The 19,781-nt window shown below is 43.4% G+C and carries 17 protein-coding genes; all 17 read right to left on the bottom strand.

The features are described from left to right. Nucleotides 1-7: 7 nt before the first annotated feature. The 17 genes from ACAW68_03925 to ACAW68_03845 all read right to left on the bottom strand — a co-directional run bounded on the left by ACAW68_03925 (nt 8) and on the right by ACAW68_03845 (nt 19,778). Entirely contained in the window at nt 8-907 is a 900-nt protein-coding gene (locus ACAW68_03925) for a glycosyltransferase family 2 protein (protein ID XGA16714.1), read from the bottom strand. A gap of 191 nt (nt 908-1,098) precedes the next feature. Continuing rightward, nucleotides 1,099-2,046 (bottom strand): glycosyltransferase family 2 protein, encoded by a 948-nt coding sequence (locus ACAW68_03920; GenBank protein ID XGA16713.1) that lies wholly within the window; start codon nt 2,044-2,046, stop codon nt 1,099-1,101. Continuing rightward, entirely contained in the window at nt 2,039-3,766 is a 1,728-nt protein-coding gene (locus tag ACAW68_03915; protein ID XGA16712.1) for a hypothetical protein, read from the bottom strand. The genes ACAW68_03920 and ACAW68_03915 overlap by 8 nt, the downstream gene beginning before the upstream one ends. A gap of 16 nt (nt 3,767-3,782) precedes the next feature. After that, nucleotides 3,783-4,718: a glycosyltransferase family 2 protein gene (locus ACAW68_03910; GenBank protein ID XGA16711.1), complete on the bottom strand. Its 936-nt coding sequence runs from the start codon at nt 4,716-4,718 to the stop codon at nt 3,783-3,785. Nucleotides 4,719-4,856: 138 nt separating this feature from the next. Further along, entirely contained in the window at nt 4,857-6,566 is a 1,710-nt protein-coding gene (locus ACAW68_03905) for a hypothetical protein (protein XGA16710.1), read from the bottom strand. Nucleotides 6,567-6,660: 94 nt separating this feature from the next. Further along, nucleotides 6,661-7,839: a UDP-galactopyranose mutase gene (gene glf, locus ACAW68_03900; GenBank protein ID XGA16709.1), complete on the bottom strand. Its 1,179-nt coding sequence runs from the start codon at nt 7,837-7,839 to the stop codon at nt 6,661-6,663. A gap of 132 nt (nt 7,840-7,971) precedes the next feature. Further along, nucleotides 7,972-8,745: a DUF4422 domain-containing protein gene (locus tag ACAW68_03895; protein XGA16708.1), complete on the bottom strand. Its 774-nt coding sequence runs from the start codon at nt 8,743-8,745 to the stop codon at nt 7,972-7,974. Then, the gene (locus tag ACAW68_03890) at nt 8,745-10,127 is read right to left on the bottom strand and encodes a hypothetical protein (GenBank protein ID XGA16707.1); all 1,383 of its coding nucleotides are present in this window, start codon (nt 10,125-10,127) and stop codon (nt 8,745-8,747) included. Before ACAW68_03890 ends, ACAW68_03895 begins: the two co-directional genes overlap by 1 nt. A gap of 24 nt (nt 10,128-10,151) precedes the next feature. Beyond that, nucleotides 10,152-10,778 carry a YveK family protein gene (locus ACAW68_03885; protein XGA16706.1) on the bottom strand — a complete coding sequence of 209 codons (627 nt, stop codon included), beginning with the start codon at nt 10,776-10,778 and terminating at the stop codon, nt 10,152-10,154. A 158-nt stretch (nt 10,779-10,936) separates the two neighbouring features. Continuing rightward, nucleotides 10,937-11,410 carry a hypothetical protein gene (locus ACAW68_03880; GenBank protein XGA16705.1) on the bottom strand — a complete coding sequence of 158 codons (474 nt, stop codon included), beginning with the start codon at nt 11,408-11,410 and terminating at the stop codon, nt 10,937-10,939. A 40-nt stretch (nt 11,411-11,450) separates the two neighbouring features. Further along, complete coding sequence (locus ACAW68_03875) at nt 11,451-13,100, bottom strand: GH25 family lysozyme (GenBank protein ID XGA16704.1); 1,650 nt, start codon at nt 13,098-13,100, stop codon at nt 11,451-11,453. A gap of 219 nt (nt 13,101-13,319) precedes the next feature. Continuing rightward, the gene (locus ACAW68_03870) at nt 13,320-13,949 is read right to left on the bottom strand and encodes a sugar transferase (GenBank protein ID XGA16703.1); all 630 of its coding nucleotides are present in this window, start codon (nt 13,947-13,949) and stop codon (nt 13,320-13,322) included. 13 nt (nt 13,950-13,962) lie between these two features. Next, nucleotides 13,963-14,745 (bottom strand): type I methionyl aminopeptidase, encoded by a 783-nt coding sequence (gene map, locus ACAW68_03865; protein ID XGA16702.1) that lies wholly within the window; start codon nt 14,743-14,745, stop codon nt 13,963-13,965. 168 nt (nt 14,746-14,913) lie between these two features. Next, the gene (locus ACAW68_03860; GenBank protein XGA16701.1) at nt 14,914-16,437 is read right to left on the bottom strand and encodes a hypothetical protein; all 1,524 of its coding nucleotides are present in this window, start codon (nt 16,435-16,437) and stop codon (nt 14,914-14,916) included. A 168-nt stretch (nt 16,438-16,605) separates the two neighbouring features. After that, nucleotides 16,606-17,973, bottom strand: coding sequence for a hypothetical protein (locus ACAW68_03855; GenBank protein ID XGA16700.1), 1,368 nt, complete (start codon nt 17,971-17,973; stop codon nt 16,606-16,608). A 10-nt stretch (nt 17,974-17,983) separates the two neighbouring features. Further along, a complete protein-coding gene (locus ACAW68_03850; GenBank protein ID XGA16699.1) occupies nt 17,984-18,625 on the bottom strand; it encodes a hypothetical protein in 642 nt (213 codons plus the stop codon). Nucleotides 18,626-18,644: 19 nt separating this feature from the next. After that, a complete protein-coding gene (locus ACAW68_03845; GenBank protein XGA16698.1) occupies nt 18,645-19,778 on the bottom strand; it encodes a CDP-glycerol glycerophosphotransferase family protein in 1,134 nt (377 codons plus the stop codon). Nucleotides 19,779-19,781: the final 3 nt, after the last annotated feature.

The raw sequence follows: 19,781 nt of genomic DNA, 5'->3' as shown, positions 1-19,781 counted from the left end.
TGGCAGACTAGGCCTCCTTGGCGTTCGTTGCGTGTTCAACTACTGGGTTGAACTTACGGCCATCCTTAACACCCTTTGCCAAAATCTTTAGCTTAGCTGATCGGTCTTCAACACCAGGTGTAACAGCCAACTTAATCCATTCCATCGTGATACGTGCATTTGACTTCATGTGGCCCACGAAATCACGCTTGCGACCATAATAAACCTTGTTACGGTATGAGTAGTAGTAACGTGGCGTACGGTCCTTCGTGTCGTTCAAGATGTTTGATCCAACGTTTGTGGCCATCTTGTGTGTTACCTTAGCCTTTGGAATAAAGTAACCAGGGTAAACACGTCCAGCACGTTCTGTGTACTCAATGTCATCGCCCCAGATGAAAAAGTCCGTGATTGGCAAACCAATCTTGTCGACTACTTCACGGCTCATCAACAATGACACGAACGTTGCATTACGCAATTGTTCTGGTTCCGTGGCATCCTCAGGGATAACACGCAAACGGTTCATTGGTGCCGGTTGATTCATCAAAGCACGGTGACCATCAGTCCAGCGCACGTCTGATGACAAGAAACCAAACTTAGGGTTTTCAGCAGCGTATGCCGTCAACTCAGTCAACGTGTCAGCATGTGGCACAGTGTCGTCGTCCATCAACCACACGTAATCGTCAGTCGTGTTTTCCATGAAGTAACGGACACCGCGGTTGAATCCACCGGCTCCACCAAGATTTTCTTCCAAGCGGACATATTCAATTTGGTCACCCAAGCTCGTCAAGTATTCCTTCGTGTCTTCGTTTGACTTGTTATCAACGATGATGATGTGATCAACAGGTGTTTCAGAAGCTTGCAAAGCGGCAATAACTTCCTTCAACATTGGCAAACGATTATATGTAACGACGACAGCACTAACTGACATGTTAAGTTCCTCCTATTTGAATTACAGTGAATTCAAGCAATCTCTTCTTTATATTTTTCGTTTAATATTTTTTCTGGTAACGAGGACTAAAACTCGTTAAGGGTCTAAAAAACCACCGTATTTAATAATACCATTAAACACGGTGGTAGTTAAAGCTAATTTAGCTTAGTATTTTTTTAACATTCAATCCGTTACTCGTGATATAAATCATCCTGGACTGTGAAGCGTGGTCGACGCTTTACTTCCGTGAAAATCTTACCGATATATTCACCTAAGATTGCAACTGAAATCAATTGGGCACTACCAACGAACCAGATTGAAATCATCAATGACGACCAACCCGTTTCTGTATTTCCCGTAAAGTGTCGAACCAAGGCCATCACGATTAACACAAAAGCAACAATCACACCCAATACACCCAGCCCAAAAATCAGCTTCAACGGTGTCGTCGAATAAGATGTGATTCCATCCAAAGCAAATTTCAGCATCTTTGACAAAGGATACTTTGACTCACCCGCTTCACGTTCCAAGCGCGTGTAATAAACATTCGTTGATGGGTAACCTACTTGTGGCACCATACCACGCAGGAACAAGTTACGCTCAGGGTATGACAAGAGTGTTTTAACAGCACGACGACTCATCAAACGGAAGTCCGCGTGATTAGGAATCGTGTGTGTGCCCAAAGCCTTCATCAAGCGGTAAAACGCCATTGCCGTACCACGCTTAAATGCAGTGTCACTATCCCGATTATTGCGAACACCGTATACAACATCGTAACCGTCGTGATAAGCATCAACCATTTTTTCAATGGCATTGATATCATCTTGCAAATCAGCATCAATTGATACCACCATATCAGCATCCTGGGCTGCTTCCAGCCCAGCTAGAACAGCGTTTTGGTGACCGAAATTGCGAGAAAAATTAATTCCCGTAACCAATTCGTTCTCACGATGTGTATTCTCAATAATTTCCCATGTCTTATCACGAGACCCATCGTTCACAAACAAGACACGACTTTCAGCCGAGATTTTCCCCTTGCCAATCATGTCTGTTAAAATGCCGGTCATAGCCGGAATCGTGACAGGTAACATTTCCTCTTCGTTATATGCAGGAATTACGATTACCAATTTGTCAGTCATATTCTCTTTCCACCTTACTCTTATTACTCATACCCAAGGAGCGAATAAAAATGACTACCGTAAAAACGGTAATTGCAGCCCACAGCAACAATTCAAATCCTAGCATCGCTGTATACCAAACTGGTACCGGTGTTTTGATTTGAATATCATTTTGTCCTTGTTTTAACTTTAACTGCATAAAGCCAGCGTCGTTCGTTTTTGGTGCTATACGCTCACCATTCAACATAACGTTGTACTTCACACCGTCATATTTAAATACTGGCAATGTTACCAGCTTTTTTTCATTAACACTAATCTGTGCACGAATTCCGTCACCCGAAACTTGTGTGACATGGTAACCCATCGCTTTCGCATCATTCAATGTCTGATACATACGATTACGCCCCTCGTCCACAGTTGCATTCGAATTAACAATGGCACTGTAGGCAAAGGAAGGCGCCAAATTCATTAATTCATGCTCGTAGTTTTGATCCGTATATTGGAAAATAGCTGTACTTGCAGTTGCCTGCTTGACATACGCCCCGACGCTTGTATACGTTTGCAACGACACTAGACCAAGTGCAATGACAAATAGCCCAGCTAAAATAGTATTCGTCGTTTTCTTGACCGGTGCTACCGTTAGGCTACTTCCAACAAAGATTGCCGCAAAGAACACAGCAGGCAATAAGAGACGACCAGGAAATTGAAACACACCTAGTCCCAACTTTGTTAGCAATCCCCATGGTGCCCAAGTCGAGCTTAAGAACCCAAACACAACAATGCCGATAAATGACATAATTTGCGTTTTGTTAATCTTTTTGAAGTTAACTACTGAATAGACAAGCGCAATAACCACAAAGATTACGACAACCAAGCCGGGATTCCAATCGGTCGTTCGATTAGCCTGCCACAAGCTGCCAGAAACCATGGTTTGCCAAGCGATTCGTGGGTGCACCGCCAATTCAAACATACTACCCCAATAATCAGATGGAATGATGTGATTCTTCATGTGAATCATTCCGAGCGTCAACAACGGTAGCATCGATAGTAAGAATGACAAAACAGCCGCAAGAGCTTCCAAAATCAGCGTTTTAAGATCAAATTTAACCCATACCTGATGGATTGCTTCCGCTATGGCGGCCAGAGCGACAACTACTACTGTTGAAAGTAAGTGTGAATTAATCGTTAACGCCACTCCACTGGCCAACCAGATGATTCCCGTTTTCTTGTGTTGCCAGATTTGTACAATTCCAATTGCAGCCAAAGGTAACATTGCATAACCCAGTACCTCGCCCACTGATTGTCGTTGATACAACTCAATTAAGTGGTACGTTGAATACAAGTAAATCATGCTACTGAATAGAGCCGCGATACGTGTGCTATTTAATGTACGTACTAATTTGTACATACCGATTGTCGTCACCAAATTAATGATGTACATGCCCACCGCGTATCCAGTAACTGACCCAAACAACATTTGTGGAATGGCAATTAATAGTAACGTTAGCCATGGATAGGTCATATTCACCGCAAATCCCATGTTGCCTTGACCAGCCCAGTCAATCCATCCAGGAACAGTCCCAGACTGCATCTCAGTTAGTAAACTTTGTAATCTAGAGAGGTGGAAGACCATGTCGTTTCCAGAAGTCGCCAATATTCCAAATCGGAAATAACTCATCACAACAAACGCAGGCATTACCACCAAGATAGCGTAAACAAGCCAATTTCTATATTTAGTCACTTAACCAGCTGCCTCTCTATTTAACTTTTCGTGCGACATAAAGCGGACGCTTCTTCACTTCTAAGTAAATACTTGAGATGTAGCGACCAACAATGCCTAGGCTTAATAGTTGAATACCGCCCATTCCGAGCATAATCACAACCATAGATGGCCAACCGAACGCAGACGTGCCAGGGATAGCTAGCGCACGAACAATTACAAACGCAGCACCAATCAAGGCTAAGATGAACGAAATCAATCCGAGCACCGACACCAGCATCAATGGGAATTGTGAAAAGGCAACAATCCCTTCAATTGAGTACTTAACCAGCTTCCAGAATGACCAAGACGTTTGTCCAGCAACTCGCTCAGTGTTCTTATATGCCAAGTACTTTTGACGGAAGCCAACCCACGTAAAGATCCCCTTTGAAAAGCGGTTGTACTCAGGTAGTGACATAATGGCGTCAACAACTTGGCGTGACATGACACGATAATCACGAGCGCCGTCAACAATATGGTTACTTGAAATCTTGTTAATCAACTTGTAAAAGAGCTCACTGAAAAACGTACGAATTACCGGCTCACCTTCACGTGTTTCACGGCGCGTTCCAACGACATCCCATTCACCACTTGCGACACCGTCAACCATTTCAGGCAACAATGCTGGCGGATCTTGCAGATCGACGTCCATTACCGCGACGTAATTTCCGGTTGCATGTTCTAGTCCAGCGTAAAGCCCGGCTTCTTTTCCAAAATTGCGTGAAAATGAAATGTAGTGCACATTTTCATCATGTTGCTGAAGTTTCTCAATAGATGCAACGGTGCCATCTGTCGATCCATCATCAACAAACCAATATTCAAATGCAAAGTTTTTTAAAGACTCACCGTGAATTTTTTCCACTGCATCATAAAACAGCGGCACTGATTCTTCTTCATTAAAAACCGGCACGATAATTGAAAGCATATCAGCCATTTGATTCTCCTAGTCATCCAAAATAATCTAAATTCTAGTATACACGTTACAAACAGCAAGAAACAAGCCTTCCTTAGTGATTTAAAGCATAAAAAAACAGATAAGCGGCGCACCTGGTGCCACTTATCTGTATAAAGTCTAACGACGCTTTTTAATTAAGTTCACAGCATACAAAACCACAACGATTAACCATCCAAATAGTGCGCTAATCCATGGCAAGTAAAGCCATTTAGGTGTGACATACGAAACCGAAATTTCGTGTGTTCCTTTATCAACTGAGACCAAAGTTGTTCCGCGTTGACTTAATTTAGCTGGCACAGTCTTACCATCTACCTTCACAATCTCATTACCATAATGGAAGATTGGCACATCGACTTGGTTTGCCTTTTTCAATCGAATGTTGAACGTGGCATTGGTCAATGAATACGTATCCTGTGCCTTATGCTCCTTACCATCAACCCATACTTCATGTGCCATCACGTGGTGAATATACGATGTCTTCCAAACATCCTTTGGACCATAATCCACCGAACCAATGTAATCGTGACGCGATTGATTCAATAGCTTCAAATCGTTTGAATTAGCTTTGAATGATGTCTCTAGCTGAACATCTGGCGCATTAAACCGATCATTAATTACCAATTCAGCTTGATCCTTGCGTGCGTACATCAAGTCATAAATCTTGCTTGAAGTCATCAGAACTGAAAATGCACTAAACAACACAATCGTCCAACGACGTTGTCGTGGTGTGTTAAGCATTTCTAGCAAAGCACCAGATAAGTATACTGCCAAAAAGAATGACGCTAATCCGAACAAACGATACGGGAATTGAATCACATATTGCACGTTTAAATCAAGTGAACGCCACGGGAAAATAGTCGTTCCCATGATAAACAGTCCTGCACCAAGCATGCCAAATACGACATTAAGTTGCCACTTTTTCTTAAAGACTTGCACAAAAGCGATAATAACCGCTAAAACACCCAGCGGACCAATGTTTTGTGCTTTGGCATCCAATGAGTTTTGTAAATTCTCACCGAGACCACCAAAGAAAGCAACCGGCTGTTGAATTGTTGTAATGATTTCGGTTTGGTGCATTTGGTAGATAAATGGCACGTAAATCACTGAAACAAGTAACAACGTCAGCAGTATCGCCTTAAGCAAAGCGAAAATGCGTACCTTACTAAATTCAATTTTGCGCCCGATTAACATAATTAGCACTAAGAATACAAATAATACTAAAACAAGTAACGTACTTAGCATATGGGCGTATGAGATAAGCGCCAAACCGGCAGTTAGTGGTACCCACTTTTTAGCATCGCCAAGGAACACATTGTAAAAACCTAACAATGCAATTGGAATAAAAATATATGCCAATGCCTCGCCTAACACAAATTGATCAAATGCCAAGTAATTTCTGTAGCCAGCATAAGCATACAAAAACGCAAACAGCACACTACGGCCACGTTGATTTGAACTAAACGACATCATGACACGATATGCCACAACCAATGTTGCCAGCAGCATCAAGGCTTCACCAATATAGAAGGCCGTCACCAGATTCGGAACGACTATGAACAAGGCCGCAAAACCTAGCATAAATACGAATGGATAAAAGAAGTTAACTGCCGAACCTAAATTAGACAGTACATCAAACATTCGATACGGAATTGTTCCAGCTTTAAGTCCCTCGGCTAACCCTGTAATACGATTTAAGTGAAATAGCAAATCACCTTGACCATATATAGCGTTTGCTGTCTTCAACGGCATAATGGTAACGTATGTAACCACCAAAAACGTGACATATATTAATACGCTTAACCAGCGTGATTTCAAAAAATCCTTCATTTTATTCTTTGCTCCCCCTTCTATACAACACTACCAAACAAAAACGGTCAATAACCAAAGTGTTTCGGATACTGACCGTTTGTTTTTAATAAAATTAGTGTTCTTCGTCGTGAGCAAAGTTAAAGCTTGATGGAATCTTGAATTCCTTACGCACTTCATTCAATGCTGCGTTGAAGACTTGGTCCATGTCAAAGTAACGGTATTGTCCCAAACGACCACCAAAGATGAATTGATCCTTGTGTTGGCGCGCTTCCTTAGCGTATTCCTTGTACAAGTTCGTGTTCTTCTCGTCGTTAACTGGGTAGTAAGCTTCCTTTGAACGATCCCAAGTTTGTGGGTATTCCTTCGTAATGATTGTCACACCATCGTCTGACAATCCATCGAAGTGCTTCCACTCCATCACACGCGTGTATGGCGTCTCAGCATCCGTGTAATTGATAACTGAGTTACCTTGGTAGTTATCTGATTCGATAACTTCGTGCTCGAAGCGCAATGAACGGTACTCCAATTCACCGAACTTGTAGTCGAAGAATTGGTCGATCATTCCCGTGTACAAGATGCGTGGGAATTCGGCAATGTACTCATCCTTGTGCTCGAAGAAGTCTGAGTTCAAACGAACGTCAATCAAATCGTTGTCCAACATCTTCTCAAAGATTTGCGTGTATCCACCAATTGGAATACCTTGGTAACGGTGGTTAAAGTAGTTGTTGTCGTAGATGAAACGAACTGGCAAACGCTTGATGATGAACGCTGGCAATTCAGTTGCCTTACGTCCCCATTGCTTTTCAGTGTAACCCTTGATCAACTTCTCGTAGATATCAGTACCGATCAATGAGATAGCTTGCTCTTCCAAGTTACGTGGCTCACGGTCACCCAAGTCAGCCAAAGCAGCGTTCTTTTGCTCTTCGATCTTAGCCTTAGCTTCTGCAGGAGTCTTAGTTCCCCACATCTCGTAGAACGTGTTCATGTTGAATGGCAAGTTGTACAACGTACCCTTGTAGTTTGCCACAACTTGGTTTTGGTATCCGTTAAACTCAGCGAATTGACGGATGTAGTCCCAAACTTCCTTGTTATCAGTGTGGAAGATGTGTGCACCGAAGTCGTGAACCGTAATTCCGTGCTCCGTGTGTGTGTACATGTTTCCAGCAATGTGTGGGCGCTTTTCAATAATCAATGAGCGCTTACCACGCTTGGCCGCCTCGTAGGCAAAAATTGAACCAAAAGGTCCAGCACCGACGATTAGGTAGTCGTAGTTCTTATCATTCAAAGTCATTTTTGATGATTCCTTTCAGAATATAAATCTTCCTATTTACTTTACCATAAACTACCCGTCAATGGGTTAAAAAGTTAGTCATAGAGCACAAAACACCGCAGATTTGAAAAAATCTGCGGTGCTTCATTCGGTTTAGAAGTGAACCTTGCGTTCGCCATTCTTGATAAACTTACGCTTCAAAAATTGCGTTCCCTTATCCAACCAGTTTGTCTTTTCAGTTGTCACCACTGGGTACTCCTTAACACGCAAGTTTTGCGTGTTAACCCAGGTGTCCATCAAACGTTCAGCCAAGAAACCTAGTGAACGGCGATCTTGCCCTTCGTACTTGGCAACGTCGATGCGTTCATCAACCTTACCCAATACATCAAACAAAAAATCCGTGTATGCCTGGAACTTATCTTGACGCATCACACTCATGTTAAATAAGTGCGCCTTCGTTGACTTACCCAACGCATCGAATGCTGGTACATAGTCTGGATAGAACTCTTCCAACACTTCACGCATTGCGTAATAAGGCTCGTTAATGTGAGCATTCAAGTAGTGCTTTTCTTGCGTTTCGATAAAGTAGTTACGTGGCTTTGGCAACAAAATATCGGCCTCTGCCAACCCCTTACGAATATCATCTTCAGACAAGATATCAGCCAAATCGTGACTCGCCTTACGTCCTAAATAACGACGGTAGTGCGCCAATCCAAGGATATCCTCATCTTGCAAGTTGTACTTAGCCCAATACAAGGCTGTCAACTCATTGTAAAAACCATTCTTATCAGACATGTTTTGGCCAGTGTTGTCAGGCGTATATCCATCAATTACCTTGTCATGCAAGGCGGCACCCACCATTACTGGTAAATAAATATCTGAAGTTGGCATTTGATATGGCTTGTGGGCCGCAATCAAAATCTTCATTACTGTAGTACTCCGTTATTCAAATCATCTTCCGCCATGTGGATAACACGCCAATAGAAGAATCCCATTAGCATCATTGGCCAGCCCGTCGCATTAGCTGGTGTGATAGAAGCCACAACGATTACCAAGAACACAGCAACGAAGAATGACTTCACCGTGACACGATAGAACATCGTCTTAAAGTTGGCGCCTGAACCCAAGCGCTTCAGCACGAGTGCCGCACGCTTTAGCAAACCAGCCAATAACCAGAACGCCATCAAAACAAACACCAACCCAAAACGGGTCAACCACCCCAACATATCATTCAAAATTGGGTACGCCGTCTTCTTATAAACGTAAATATATTCCAAATTATCCTTAGACCACTTTGGCAAGAACTCATTAATGTAGTGACTTTCAAAACCAAATCCAACACCCAAAATTGGGTGGTGCAACCAAGCTTGCAACAAACCGATTGTTCCGCCGAGACGATTGTCCGTCCCACTCTTTTCGAACAACCACGTGTTCAATTGGTGGGTTACCGGCGGTACAAATTGGTAAGCCAAAGCGACCAGTACCAAAAAGGCAACGGCTGCTGAACCAAACCAAATCTTTTGGGTCTTTGGTGCTGAAACCAAAAAGATTAATCCAAGTAAACCAATCAACAAGAAACCAGTCGTTGTCTTGGCCAACATCATCACGACTAAGATGAAGGCGATTAAGCCCCATCCAAGCCAGTAAAGCCACCGCTTGTTGCGGAAGTTCTTGATTGGCTCTTGCACCAGCATAATCAGCGCTGGTGAGAAGACCATCCCCAACAGCAAAGCCAAGAATGATGCTTCTGGCTCAAAGCCGTTCAAACGGTGCAATGTCGTCACATATGAACCGTTGTCATAGAAGTCACGATCTTGCCAGTGACGTTCAAATACCTTTGCCAAGCCATTCACGTAAAAGTCCAACTGATGGAAGCCAACCATGACCAGCATTTGTGGTAAAACAATCAACGCCAAGTAGACTACCAAAGCAATCAAACCTGACTTCGCAAACTTAACGGCATCTTCAAAGCTTTGCAGTGACATCTTTTGAATCGTGTACGCTACCCAGATAACTAGCAACATCGTCATAAAGGCTACGAAGCCGTGAATCAGGCCGTAAACCTGTACAGACTCACCTATCTTTAAATACTCCCAGCCCATCAATGCGAGCTGAACTACAATAAAAGCACCCCAAATACGTAGAGTGCTTTTCTTTGGCAGAACTGTCTCCAACTGAGTTGGTTGCAGATATAGCTTCACCAAAATGAACAAGCCGAAAAGTGGCAAGGCCAATTGGGCAGAGCTATCAAAGAGATAGTATGTGTAAGTCTTTGGTAATAGTGCGATTGGTAATAACCAAGAAACCATCACCATACCCCTTTCTATACTCGCTTAGGCAGTTGCCTTCATATTCTTATAAATTCCCGTAAAGAATGCCAATACAATACCGATTAGCAAACCAGCAGCGGCACCGAAGACCAAGGCCTTCTTTGATGAGCCACCTGGCGTCGTTACAGCAACGGCCTTCTTAGGTGCTGAGAACAATACGGGTTGTGGCATAGCTGACAACTTTTCAGGCGCAACCGTCTTAAAGGCCTTTGCGTAAGCATTAACGTACTTAACAGCCTTCTTGTTTGAGTTAGCCGTGGCACGCACCGTCATCAACAATGTGTCCTTCTTAGGTGAAACATGAACTGCATCTACCAAAGCGGCTGGCTTAATCTTGATGCCATCGGCCTTTAGGTCTGCAACGGCCGCATTAACAACCGCATCGTCCTTTGCCAATTGTGCGTACGATTGCAACAACCATGAATCCGCCATCACACGAGAGTTAGGATCCTTTGCGTCAGTGTTGTTCTTGCCAATGTACATTTGACGGGTCGCCTCGTACGTTGTCGTCGCAACTTTGTTCGTTAAAACAAACATCGCTGCACCACCAACAATTCCTAAGACAATAATCCACCAGGCATTGCGCAACATGTGCTTGAACAATGCGCCTACGGTAAATTGATTTTCCATGATATCTACCTCAATACATATTTAAAAATTAAATCCGTTTTCAAGTATACCGTAATAAAGGCCGGATTTACAGCCTATATCGTGTTTTTACGAGATTAACCCAAACTTAAAATCCCATAGAAAAAGGATTGCAATAATCTGCAATCCTTTCTTAATCATTATTGATTAAAACTTTGCTTATACACTTCGTAAACTGACATGTTTTGTGCTTGACCAATCTTAATCAATTGTTGCACATCCCCATCACCCAACGTTGTGTCGTCCACACCGTTTTCTTTCAATTCAGCACGTGCTTGCGTGACCGTCTTAGCAGTGATAGTTTCACCAGCATCAGTGCGGTTTGGGTTAGCCCAATCGCTGTTAGCATCTGCTTGAGCTTGCGCTGATGAACTTGATTCAACTGGTGCCGCTTCAGAAACGGCTGGTGCTGAAGAAGATTCAGGCGCAACTTCACTAGAACTTGATGAAGAAGATGACGAAGAAGAACTTGATGATTCGCTCGACGTTTCCTTCTTTGCAACTGATGAAGATGACTCCTTCTCAGGTGCGCTCTTGTGCGTCATAACAGCGGCAGTCACCCCACCACCTACTACGACTAGCACAGCAATAATGCTGATAATAATCTTTTTCATGTCGAAACCTCCTGTGGTATCAAACCCCTATGCCTTTATTTTAGCGTAGGTAGAACGTTCCGTCAGTACCAAAGTTATATGTTTGGCCATTGATGTTAACGTTTGAGCCTTGAACCGTACGTCCGTCAGCACCAACGTAGTACTTGTGTCCCCATTGCTCAACCCATTGGTTCTCTTGGCGAACACCGTTTTGGAAGAAGTAGTAGGCACCGTAGTACATACGGAAGCCAGTAAACTTCGCACCGTTTTCGAACCAGTACCAACCAGTACCATCATTTTGGTAACCAGAGTATGGTGACAACGTTCCGTCTGCTGCTGCACGGTACTTAATAGCTACGCCACCTTCGTTACCCGTCGTCACAATTTGGTTCTTACGAGCAAAGTATGTGCCATCGTTTCCAAAGAAGTATTGCTTACCATCCACTGAACGCAATCCTTGAACGGCACGACCTTCGTTATCTGTCCAGTACGTGTAGTTCCAAGCTGAACGCCAGCCTTCATTTTGGCGAACACCCTCAACGAACCAGTAGTAAGTGCCCATGTAGAAACGGAAACCTGTGTACAATTGACCATTCTCGTACCAACGGTAACCACCATTGTATTGTGAACCGTCATAGTGGTAACCAGAGTTAGGCGTTAATGAACCATCAGCGGCTGCACGGTAATCAACGTTATCAACCTTCACGATTTGGTTCGTACGTAAGTTGAATGTTCCGTCGTTTCCGAAGAAGTACTTCTTGCCGTCAATCGTGCGAACACCATCGTACGCACGTCCATCTGAACCTACGTAGTACGTGTTACCCCGTTGTGAAACCCATTGGTTTTCTTGGCGAACACCTTGCTTGAAGTAATAGTAGGTTCCCATGGAGAAACGGAAGCCAGTGTACTTCACACCGTTTTCAAACCAGTACCAGTTACCATCCTTGTCTTGCAAGTAACCTGTCATGGCACTGCTTGACAACTTACCTGAGTAATCCTTTGAAACGTCAAAGAATCCGTTCACGCCTGGGAACTTAGTAGCTGAATTCCATTGCCATGCGCCATAATTTGTGTACCACAAGTTGTTCTTGTTTGGTGCAAATGGGTATGACGCCATCCAAACACGGTCGTTACCGTAACTTGAAACGTTCAGACCAGTTGCGCTCATGTATGAAGGATACGTGTACAACATTTGATTGTTGTAGCCATTAGCTGACAATTGATCCTTAAATGCATTGGCGTTGGTCGTTGATCCACTACCACTCGTTGATGAGTCTTCCAAATCATCAACCATCAACGTTGACTTTGACAAGCCCAAAGCCGCTACTTGCTTGGCAAAGTAGTTAGCTTCTGACTTCGCACCGCTTGCGTTTGAGAAACGTGAATAGTGATAAACACCCACGGCCAAACCAGCAGCTTGTGCATTCTTAATTTGCGTTGAAGCGTATGGGTTTACGTAATTCGTACCTTCTGACACCTTGACGATGACAGCCTTAACGCCATACTTCTTCATTGTGTTGTAGGCACTGACTGACAAGTTTCCTTGATATGATGCCACGTCGACAACGTCCATCGCTGGGACAGTTGAATCACCAGCTGTAATCGTTGGGATACCATCCGCCGCAAAGGCAGATGAGAATGGCACCAAAGATACACCACTCACGGCAACTGTCGCAGCTGCAGCCCCAAATAGAACCTTCTTAAAGTTCATAATTTCCTCCCTAATCGTTCTGACTCTCCCGTTTTATAAGTCCAAAGTCAATACTAACCGACATCAGTTTCATTCTTGTTACAGACAGCTCTTAACCGTCTTACGAAACTTTAAACAAGATTGGTTTATTGTTTGAATTTTTTATATCTGCAAAAAAACGTATAGAAACGCGCTGCTAAAACACAAAATGACGACTCGAATCTCGAAGTCGTCATTTTACTACATTGCACCGTCACCCTTGAAGATGGCGAGTACTGTCATAAACAAAATTTTAAAATCAAACCACAGGTTAGCATGCTCGACGTACGAAATTTCAAGGTCGGCACGCTCTGGGTATTGAATATCACTACGACCACTTGCTTGCCACAAGCCCATCGCGCCAGGCTTTACTGACAAAAATTCATCAACGCGATCGCCGTATTCCACCAACTCGCGTTCAACAACTGGACGCGGTCCGATAATACTCATGTTCCCAATCAAGATGTTGATGAATTGTGGTAACTCATCCAAAGATGTCTTACGAATAAACGCACCAAACTTGGTGATACGTGGATCTTCTTCGGTTGGTAACTTATAGCCATTCTCAACGAACTTAGCATATAAGTCCTTATCAGCGTATAGCTTCTCTTCAGCGTTCACCACCATTGAACGGAACTTGTAAATACCAAACTCCTCATGGTTTTGCCCGATACGACGTTGCTGATAGAAAACTGGTCCTTTGTTATCGCCAAACAAGTAGAACAAAGAAATAACCAAAAAGATTGGTGAGAAAATCACCAATGCAAACAACGCAGTTGAAATATCCAAAAAACGCTTGGCGAATAAATAACTCTTACTTTGCTTCGTCATAAGCGCTCCTTTATTACAAGTACTTGGCATCGAATTCTGGGTCTTGACTCGTCAAAATCTTTGGTCCGTCATTAGTAATGGCAATCGTGTGCTCATATTGCGCTGACCATGAACCGTCTTCAGTCGTTACAGTCCAACCATCTTCTTCTGACGTGTCAACCTTCCAACCACCAACGTTAACCATTGGCTCGATTGTAATCGTCATACCAGGCTTCAAACGCAAACCGTGACCGGCAACACCGTACGCTGGTACCGCTGGCTCCTCGTGCATCGTTGGTTGGATACCGTGACCGATGTACTCGCGTACGTTTCCGAAACCATTTTCGTCAGTAACGTACGCATCGATAGCTGCACCGATATCACCAATACGGTTACCAACCACCGCTTGGTCGATTCCCAAGTACAACGCCTTCAACGTCACATCCATCAAACGCTTGATTTCAGGTGACACCTCACCAACGGCGTATGTCCAAGCTGAGTCTGAATAGTAACCATCAAGATCAACAACCGTATCAACCTTAACCAAGTCGCCATCCTTCAAAATCAATCCCTTACGAGGGAAACCGTGGGCAACTTCATTGTTAACCGAAACAGTCGTCGCAAATTCAAAGCCCTCAAAACCGATTTGAGCAGCGCGTGCGCCGTGGTCTTCAATGTACTTACGACCAAATTCTTCAATTTCCCAAGTAGAAATACCTGGCTTGATAATGTCGCGCAAACCCTTGTGCATGCCGGCAATGATGGCACCTGACGCCTTCATACCCTCAATTTCACGATCTGACTTAATAGTAATCATCTTGATTTCCTTCTTTAATTCGTAAATATCAAATTCATCCCGAATGTCTTCAGAATTACACATAATGATAGTATAGCGCAAAATGGCGACATATTATAGAACAACTATATTTTTTTAACGAAACAGCCGTGTTCAAATATCGAACACGGCTGTTTGCATAACCTGAAATTATCGTTTTTTAAGTAAAGCTAACTGCGTGTAATTCCCTATTGTATCAATTGGTGCATACGATTCAGATGCTTTCACAAATTTATAATTCGTCAATAGTTGTGGCGGAATACGCCCCATCACTTCGCGTGTATTTTCAACATTAATCGGGGTCATACCGCCCCAATTGAGGCCGACCACAACGTAGTCAGCGCGCTTGTTATCAATGACTCGCTGCACATATCGCGTTTGTGCTGGGAACTTTGAATCATCAACATTAGTGTGTTCAAAGTATTTAAAATGCCCTGCTACTGCCACGTCCGTGTATCGTTCCACGCCCGCATCAAGCAAATTATAGTAAATCAAAGACTGTTTACCTGGTGTCTTGTCTATGTAACTCGCTAAAACTTGCGTACCAAGCGTGTCATTGTTCCAGATGTATGGTACGTGACCAATAAACGGATTAGCCCACGCCGTTAGCGTAATTGCGACAACAGATACAGCAAAAGCAAACCTGCGATTATTAAGTGTTTCACCGAATCCTTGCAGCATCAACATCACAATCATGGCTGCAATCAACAAAAATGAGTAAGCGTTAAAACGTCCAACTCCGTATGTGATGAGATAGGCCGTTATTACTGATACAACGAGCATCGCTGAAAGCCTATTAAATTTTCGCTTGAACACCAATGCCAGCAGCGCAATCAGTCCCATGACCAAAAGCACGGCATAATCTGACCACAATGATGTGTTAGCGTCACTCAGGAACGCCAACCTTTTCGCAAACGTAACTGGCTTCCCGTACGCACTCAGATTGACGCCAAAGTAAATCGTAATTAAATCCTTTGCCCCGCTAAATAACTGGAAAGCCAGTACAATCAGCGCACTAGAACCAAGAAACGCAACTAAAGCTGACGCTCCGAATAAGATGAGTTGCTTAAACTTTTTAATTACACCAACGACGACTATGACTAACGTTGTCCCAATTAAGGCACCAAGCAGTGTGTACTTAATCCAAAAAATAACTGCAATTGAAAGACCAAATAGTAGCCCCAACTTCCAATTCGCAATCTCTGATGAATCATCCAAAAACCGATATGCAAGCAGTATACCTAACAATGTCCATAAAATAGCGAATTCTTCTGGCGCACCACCGTATTCAATTGCCTTACTTACTAGCAACGCAATCGGTAACAACGTCGCAAATCCTTTCGCAAACAATCGATTAGGAATTTTGTCGAGCAAATTGTACCCAACTAGCCAGATACCAATTAGGTTTAAAAATTCAATGATGAAGATACCAATGTAACCTCGTGAACTAATTAGGTTCGCCACGAGGTAATAAAAGAACAGCACTGGACCACGTTGTTCAAACACATCTCGATACGGCAGATAACCATGCTTCCAAGCGCGTCCGACTTCCAACATTGCGTTTGTATCAGTCCAGGCATCCCCTTTGCTTAATGGGCTAGAAAACAGCGTTACCAGTGCAAAGACCCCAATCAACGCTACCCAAAAAATATTGTTTTTTGCTACTCTAACCACAATCCTATATAACCCTTCAATTCACTTTCAGCCTTATAAACACCATATTCGAGAATATCAAAACCTGTCATTATTGGCAACGTCCAGTAAATACCACCATCAAAATTTTCCAGAACATGTCATACGATAAAAATCCCCACACAAAATGTGCGAGGATTACTTACTTTATCAATTCTTCGATTCTTCTGCCAAGTGAATCACACGCCAGTAGAAGAAATACATCAATAACATCGGCCATGAAAACGCGTTGATTTGCGTAATGCATGACACAATCAACGTTAGCGGCACCATAATCGTGAATGATCGCAATGCAATACGATAGTAACTCGCGACAGGGCGCTCATCTTGTAAGATTTTTTGGTAAGCGCGCACTGCACGAACCACCAAACCACCTAGCAACCACAATCCTGATAAAACTACTACAGCACCATAACGTGCTAGCCACCCCAGCATATCATTCAAAACCGGATAAGCCATCTTGCTGTATACATTAATATACTCACTGTTGTGCTTACTCCATTCTGGCAAGTATTGTTCAATGAAGTATCCTTCATTACCGAAACCAACCCCTAAGAATGGATGTGACAAAAACGTCTTTGCCAAGCCGATTGTACCACCCAAACGGTTGTCAGTGCTTGACTTGTTAAAGGTCCAACGATCCAACAAGTCGTGAACAAATGGTACAACCATGTAGGCAGCGATTACAGCAACCACACCGGCTGCCATAATTGATAACCAAATCTTGCGATACTTACGTGGCGCTGAAGCCACCGTAAAGAATCCAAGCAACGCCAACATCATATAACCACTTGAAGCACGGACGCTTAGGAAGACAAATGTTAGCAACACCATCAAAAACCACGTCATGTACTGCAATTGACGACCGATTCGCAACCGACGCAAGATTGGTTCGTGAACGATACCAATCAAGACCGGTGAAAAGACCAATCCCAACAGCATCACCAAGAACGGCGCTTCAGGTTCGAACCCGTTTACTCGGTTAATCGTGGCAACGTAACTCCCATCGTCATACCAGCCACGATCCGCCCAGCGACGTTCGAATAGACCAGCCAAGGCGTTTGTCCACCCGGTAAACGGCAAGTGTAACGTTACCAGCAACTGTGGCACAACCACAAACACCAGGTAAACCGCTAGTGTCACAACCAATGATCGAATGAACTTCTCAACGTCGATGCCGTCACGGATAAACACTTTTTGAACTGCGTAAGCAGCCCAGATAATGATCAACAGTTGGACAAAGGCCATCCACCCGTGAAGCAACCCATATGTATGGATGCTTTCATTGTGGCGAATAACTTGCCAACCAAACAGAATAAATTGGATGCCGACCATGGCACCCCAGATTTGCAACGTACGTCGTTCCGGTACTAATTCGTTAACTAAGGCTGGTTGTAAGTACAGCTTTACCAACACAAAGATTAAGAATATCGGAAAAGCAATCTGCGCCATGTTTTCAAAGAAGAAATTCGTAAACGTCTTTGGAAACATCGCAACAGGTAATAACCAGTTAACCATACGCCACCTTTTATGCTTGTTGACGGCGCATGTTACCAGCGATTCCTGTAAACATCGCTAGAATGACACCAAGTCCCAAACCAGCAGCACCACCGTAGATAGCAGCCTTCTTGTTAGACAACTTCTCACCATCAGTACTTGCAGCTCCCTGAATAGCACGCATCAAGCGTGGTGCAGGCATACCGGGAACAACCTTTGGCCCATTGGCAGCAAAGGCATCTGCATAGTTGTTAGCAATCGCGATGGCTTCCTTCTCATCATCATTCAAAACGTGAACACGGACGATCAAAGTCCCCTTCTTTTGCTCCAACACAACGCTTTCACGCACTTCAGCGACCGTTACTTTTGTAAATCCAGCTTTATGCAGGCGTTGTACAGCATCGCTGGCGATAGCCATATCTTGTTGCACAGCAATGTACGTCTTAATTGCGTTCAAATCAGACTTCAATGATGACTCTGGATCTTGTGACTTGTTGTAATTTGCATGCCCGATGTACATCAAACGAGATGCAGACCATTCTGCAGAAGGTCCTGCGTGGCGATTAGCCATAAACATCACACCGGCACCGATTAGTGCCACGATGATAATCCACCAGGCATTCTTCAATAGATGACGGACCAAGCCGCCCAAAGTATTTTCTTGCTTCCCCATAACTAAATGCTCCCCATTTTTAATTTGCTAAAATCTCGTGTAGCTTAGCTAATGAAACCGTTGAATCATGTGGGTTATAACGGTCTGCCAATCGCACTACACGTTCAGTATCATAATTTTCATAGTCGTCCAGCATTTCAGCTAGTGACGCTTCGGAATGTGCCACTGGCAAATCTAAGTTTTCAAAATTGATATAAAGACCGCGCTTATTCTCATATTCCTTAACGTCTGGTTGGAATAGATATATCGGACGATGCAATGGCGCATAATCAAATAATGTACTTGAGTAATCAGTAATCATAAAGTCCGCCACAGCCATCAATTTATTGAGCGACAGCTTGTCCGCAACAATGAAATCATCCGAAGGGCGCATATGATTAAAGTAATGTTCGCGATATAGCACTGTAAACTTATCCGATAGTTGCGCCAAAAACTCTTCCGAGCAACCCGTTTGTTGTACTGTTTCATAACCTCGGAACGTTGGTACATAAAGCATAATCGGCTTATGCCCCTTGATACCAAGCTGGCGCTTCAATTTCTCTTTTTTACGCTTCAATTCACGTTCAAGTGTTTGTTTACGAAGTTGACCCACTTGGCAATAATTCTTCGTCCGCGGGAAAATACGCTTCATCTTTTCCGTGTCATAGCCGCCATAAGTGAACAAGTAATCAAATTGCACTTTCTTATACCAGTTACGAACCAACGGTGACAATCCCGCTTCATCCAGGCCTAGTTTCTTCATCGGCACACCGTGCCAAAATTGAATATAGACGTTGCGTGGATGTGAAAACGGAATCAAGCGATCAATCGTTGAATTTGCAATCCAGTACTTCGACTTCAACAAGTGATAGAAGTACAACGGCGTGTTTGCACGCACGATATGATCAACATCAGCGTTAACAAAGTCATCTGGGTTATTAAACGACCAAACGAATTTATAGTCCGCAAACGCCGGATCCTTACGAAGTTGCAAGTATGCTTCCTTCGGTGAATCAGAGTACTGACGGCCACTATACGAAATGAACAAAATTTGCTTTTGATTTGGTCGTACAAAAATCTGTAAGAACTTAATCCATGACAAAACAATCACGTAGTACATCAACCCAAAAGCAGTCGATTTTTTGATCCTGTTTTTAATTTTCTGTACTAGCATGAA

The sequence above is a fragment of the Weissella confusa genome, from assembly GCA_041871065.1.
Lineage (GTDB): Bacteria > Bacillota > Bacilli > Lactobacillales > Lactobacillaceae > Weissella > Weissella confusa_A.
The sequence above is the reverse complement of the archived record's forward strand: the minus strand, read 5'-3'. Positions and strand labels throughout refer to the sequence as shown.

Bases quoted from the DNA above. Each gene is read 5' to 3' on its own strand.
- ACAW68_03890 (XGA16707.1), bottom strand. From the start codon at position 10,127: ATGGTTTCTTGGTTATTACCAATCGCACTATTACCAAAGACTTACACA.
- ACAW68_03920 (XGA16713.1), bottom strand. From the start codon at position 2,046: ATGACTGACAAATTGGTAATCGTAATTCCTGCATATAACGAAGAGGAA.
- ACAW68_03845 (XGA16698.1), bottom strand. From the start codon at position 19,778: ATGCTAGTACAGAAAATTAAAAACAGGATCAAAAAATCGACTGCTTTT.
- ACAW68_03855 (XGA16700.1), bottom strand. From the start codon at position 17,973: ATGGTTAACTGGTTATTACCTGTTGCGATGTTTCCAAAGACGTTTACG.
- ACAW68_03875 (XGA16704.1), bottom strand. From the start codon at position 13,100: ATGAACTTTAAGAAGGTTCTATTTGGGGCTGCAGCTGCGACAGTTGCC.
- ACAW68_03870 (XGA16703.1), bottom strand. From the start codon at position 13,949: ATGACGAAGCAAAGTAAGAGTTATTTATTCGCCAAGCGTTTTTTGGAT.
- ACAW68_03905 (XGA16710.1), bottom strand. From the start codon at position 6,566: ATGAAGGATTTTTTGAAATCACGCTGGTTAAGCGTATTAATATATGTC.
- ACAW68_03910 (XGA16711.1), bottom strand. From the start codon at position 4,718: ATGGCTGATATGCTTTCAATTATCGTGCCGGTTTTTAATGAAGAAGAA.
- glf (XGA16709.1), bottom strand. From the start codon at position 7,839: ATGACTTTGAATGATAAGAACTACGACTACCTAATCGTCGGTGCTGGA.
- ACAW68_03885 (XGA16706.1), bottom strand. From the start codon at position 10,778: ATGGAAAATCAATTTACCGTAGGCGCATTGTTCAAGCACATGTTGCGC.
- ACAW68_03895 (XGA16708.1), bottom strand. From the start codon at position 8,745: ATGAAGATTTTGATTGCGGCCCACAAGCCATATCAAATGCCAACTTCA.
- ACAW68_03850 (XGA16699.1), bottom strand. From the start codon at position 18,625: ATGGGGAAGCAAGAAAATACTTTGGGCGGCTTGGTCCGTCATCTATTG.
- ACAW68_03880 (XGA16705.1), bottom strand. From the start codon at position 11,410: ATGAAAAAGATTATTATCAGCATTATTGCTGTGCTAGTCGTAGTAGGT.
- map (XGA16702.1), bottom strand. From the start codon at position 14,745: ATGATTACTATTAAGTCAGATCGTGAAATTGAGGGTATGAAGGCGTCA.
- ACAW68_03925 (XGA16714.1), bottom strand. From the start codon at position 907: ATGTCAGTTAGTGCTGTCGTCGTTACATATAATCGTTTGCCAATGTTG.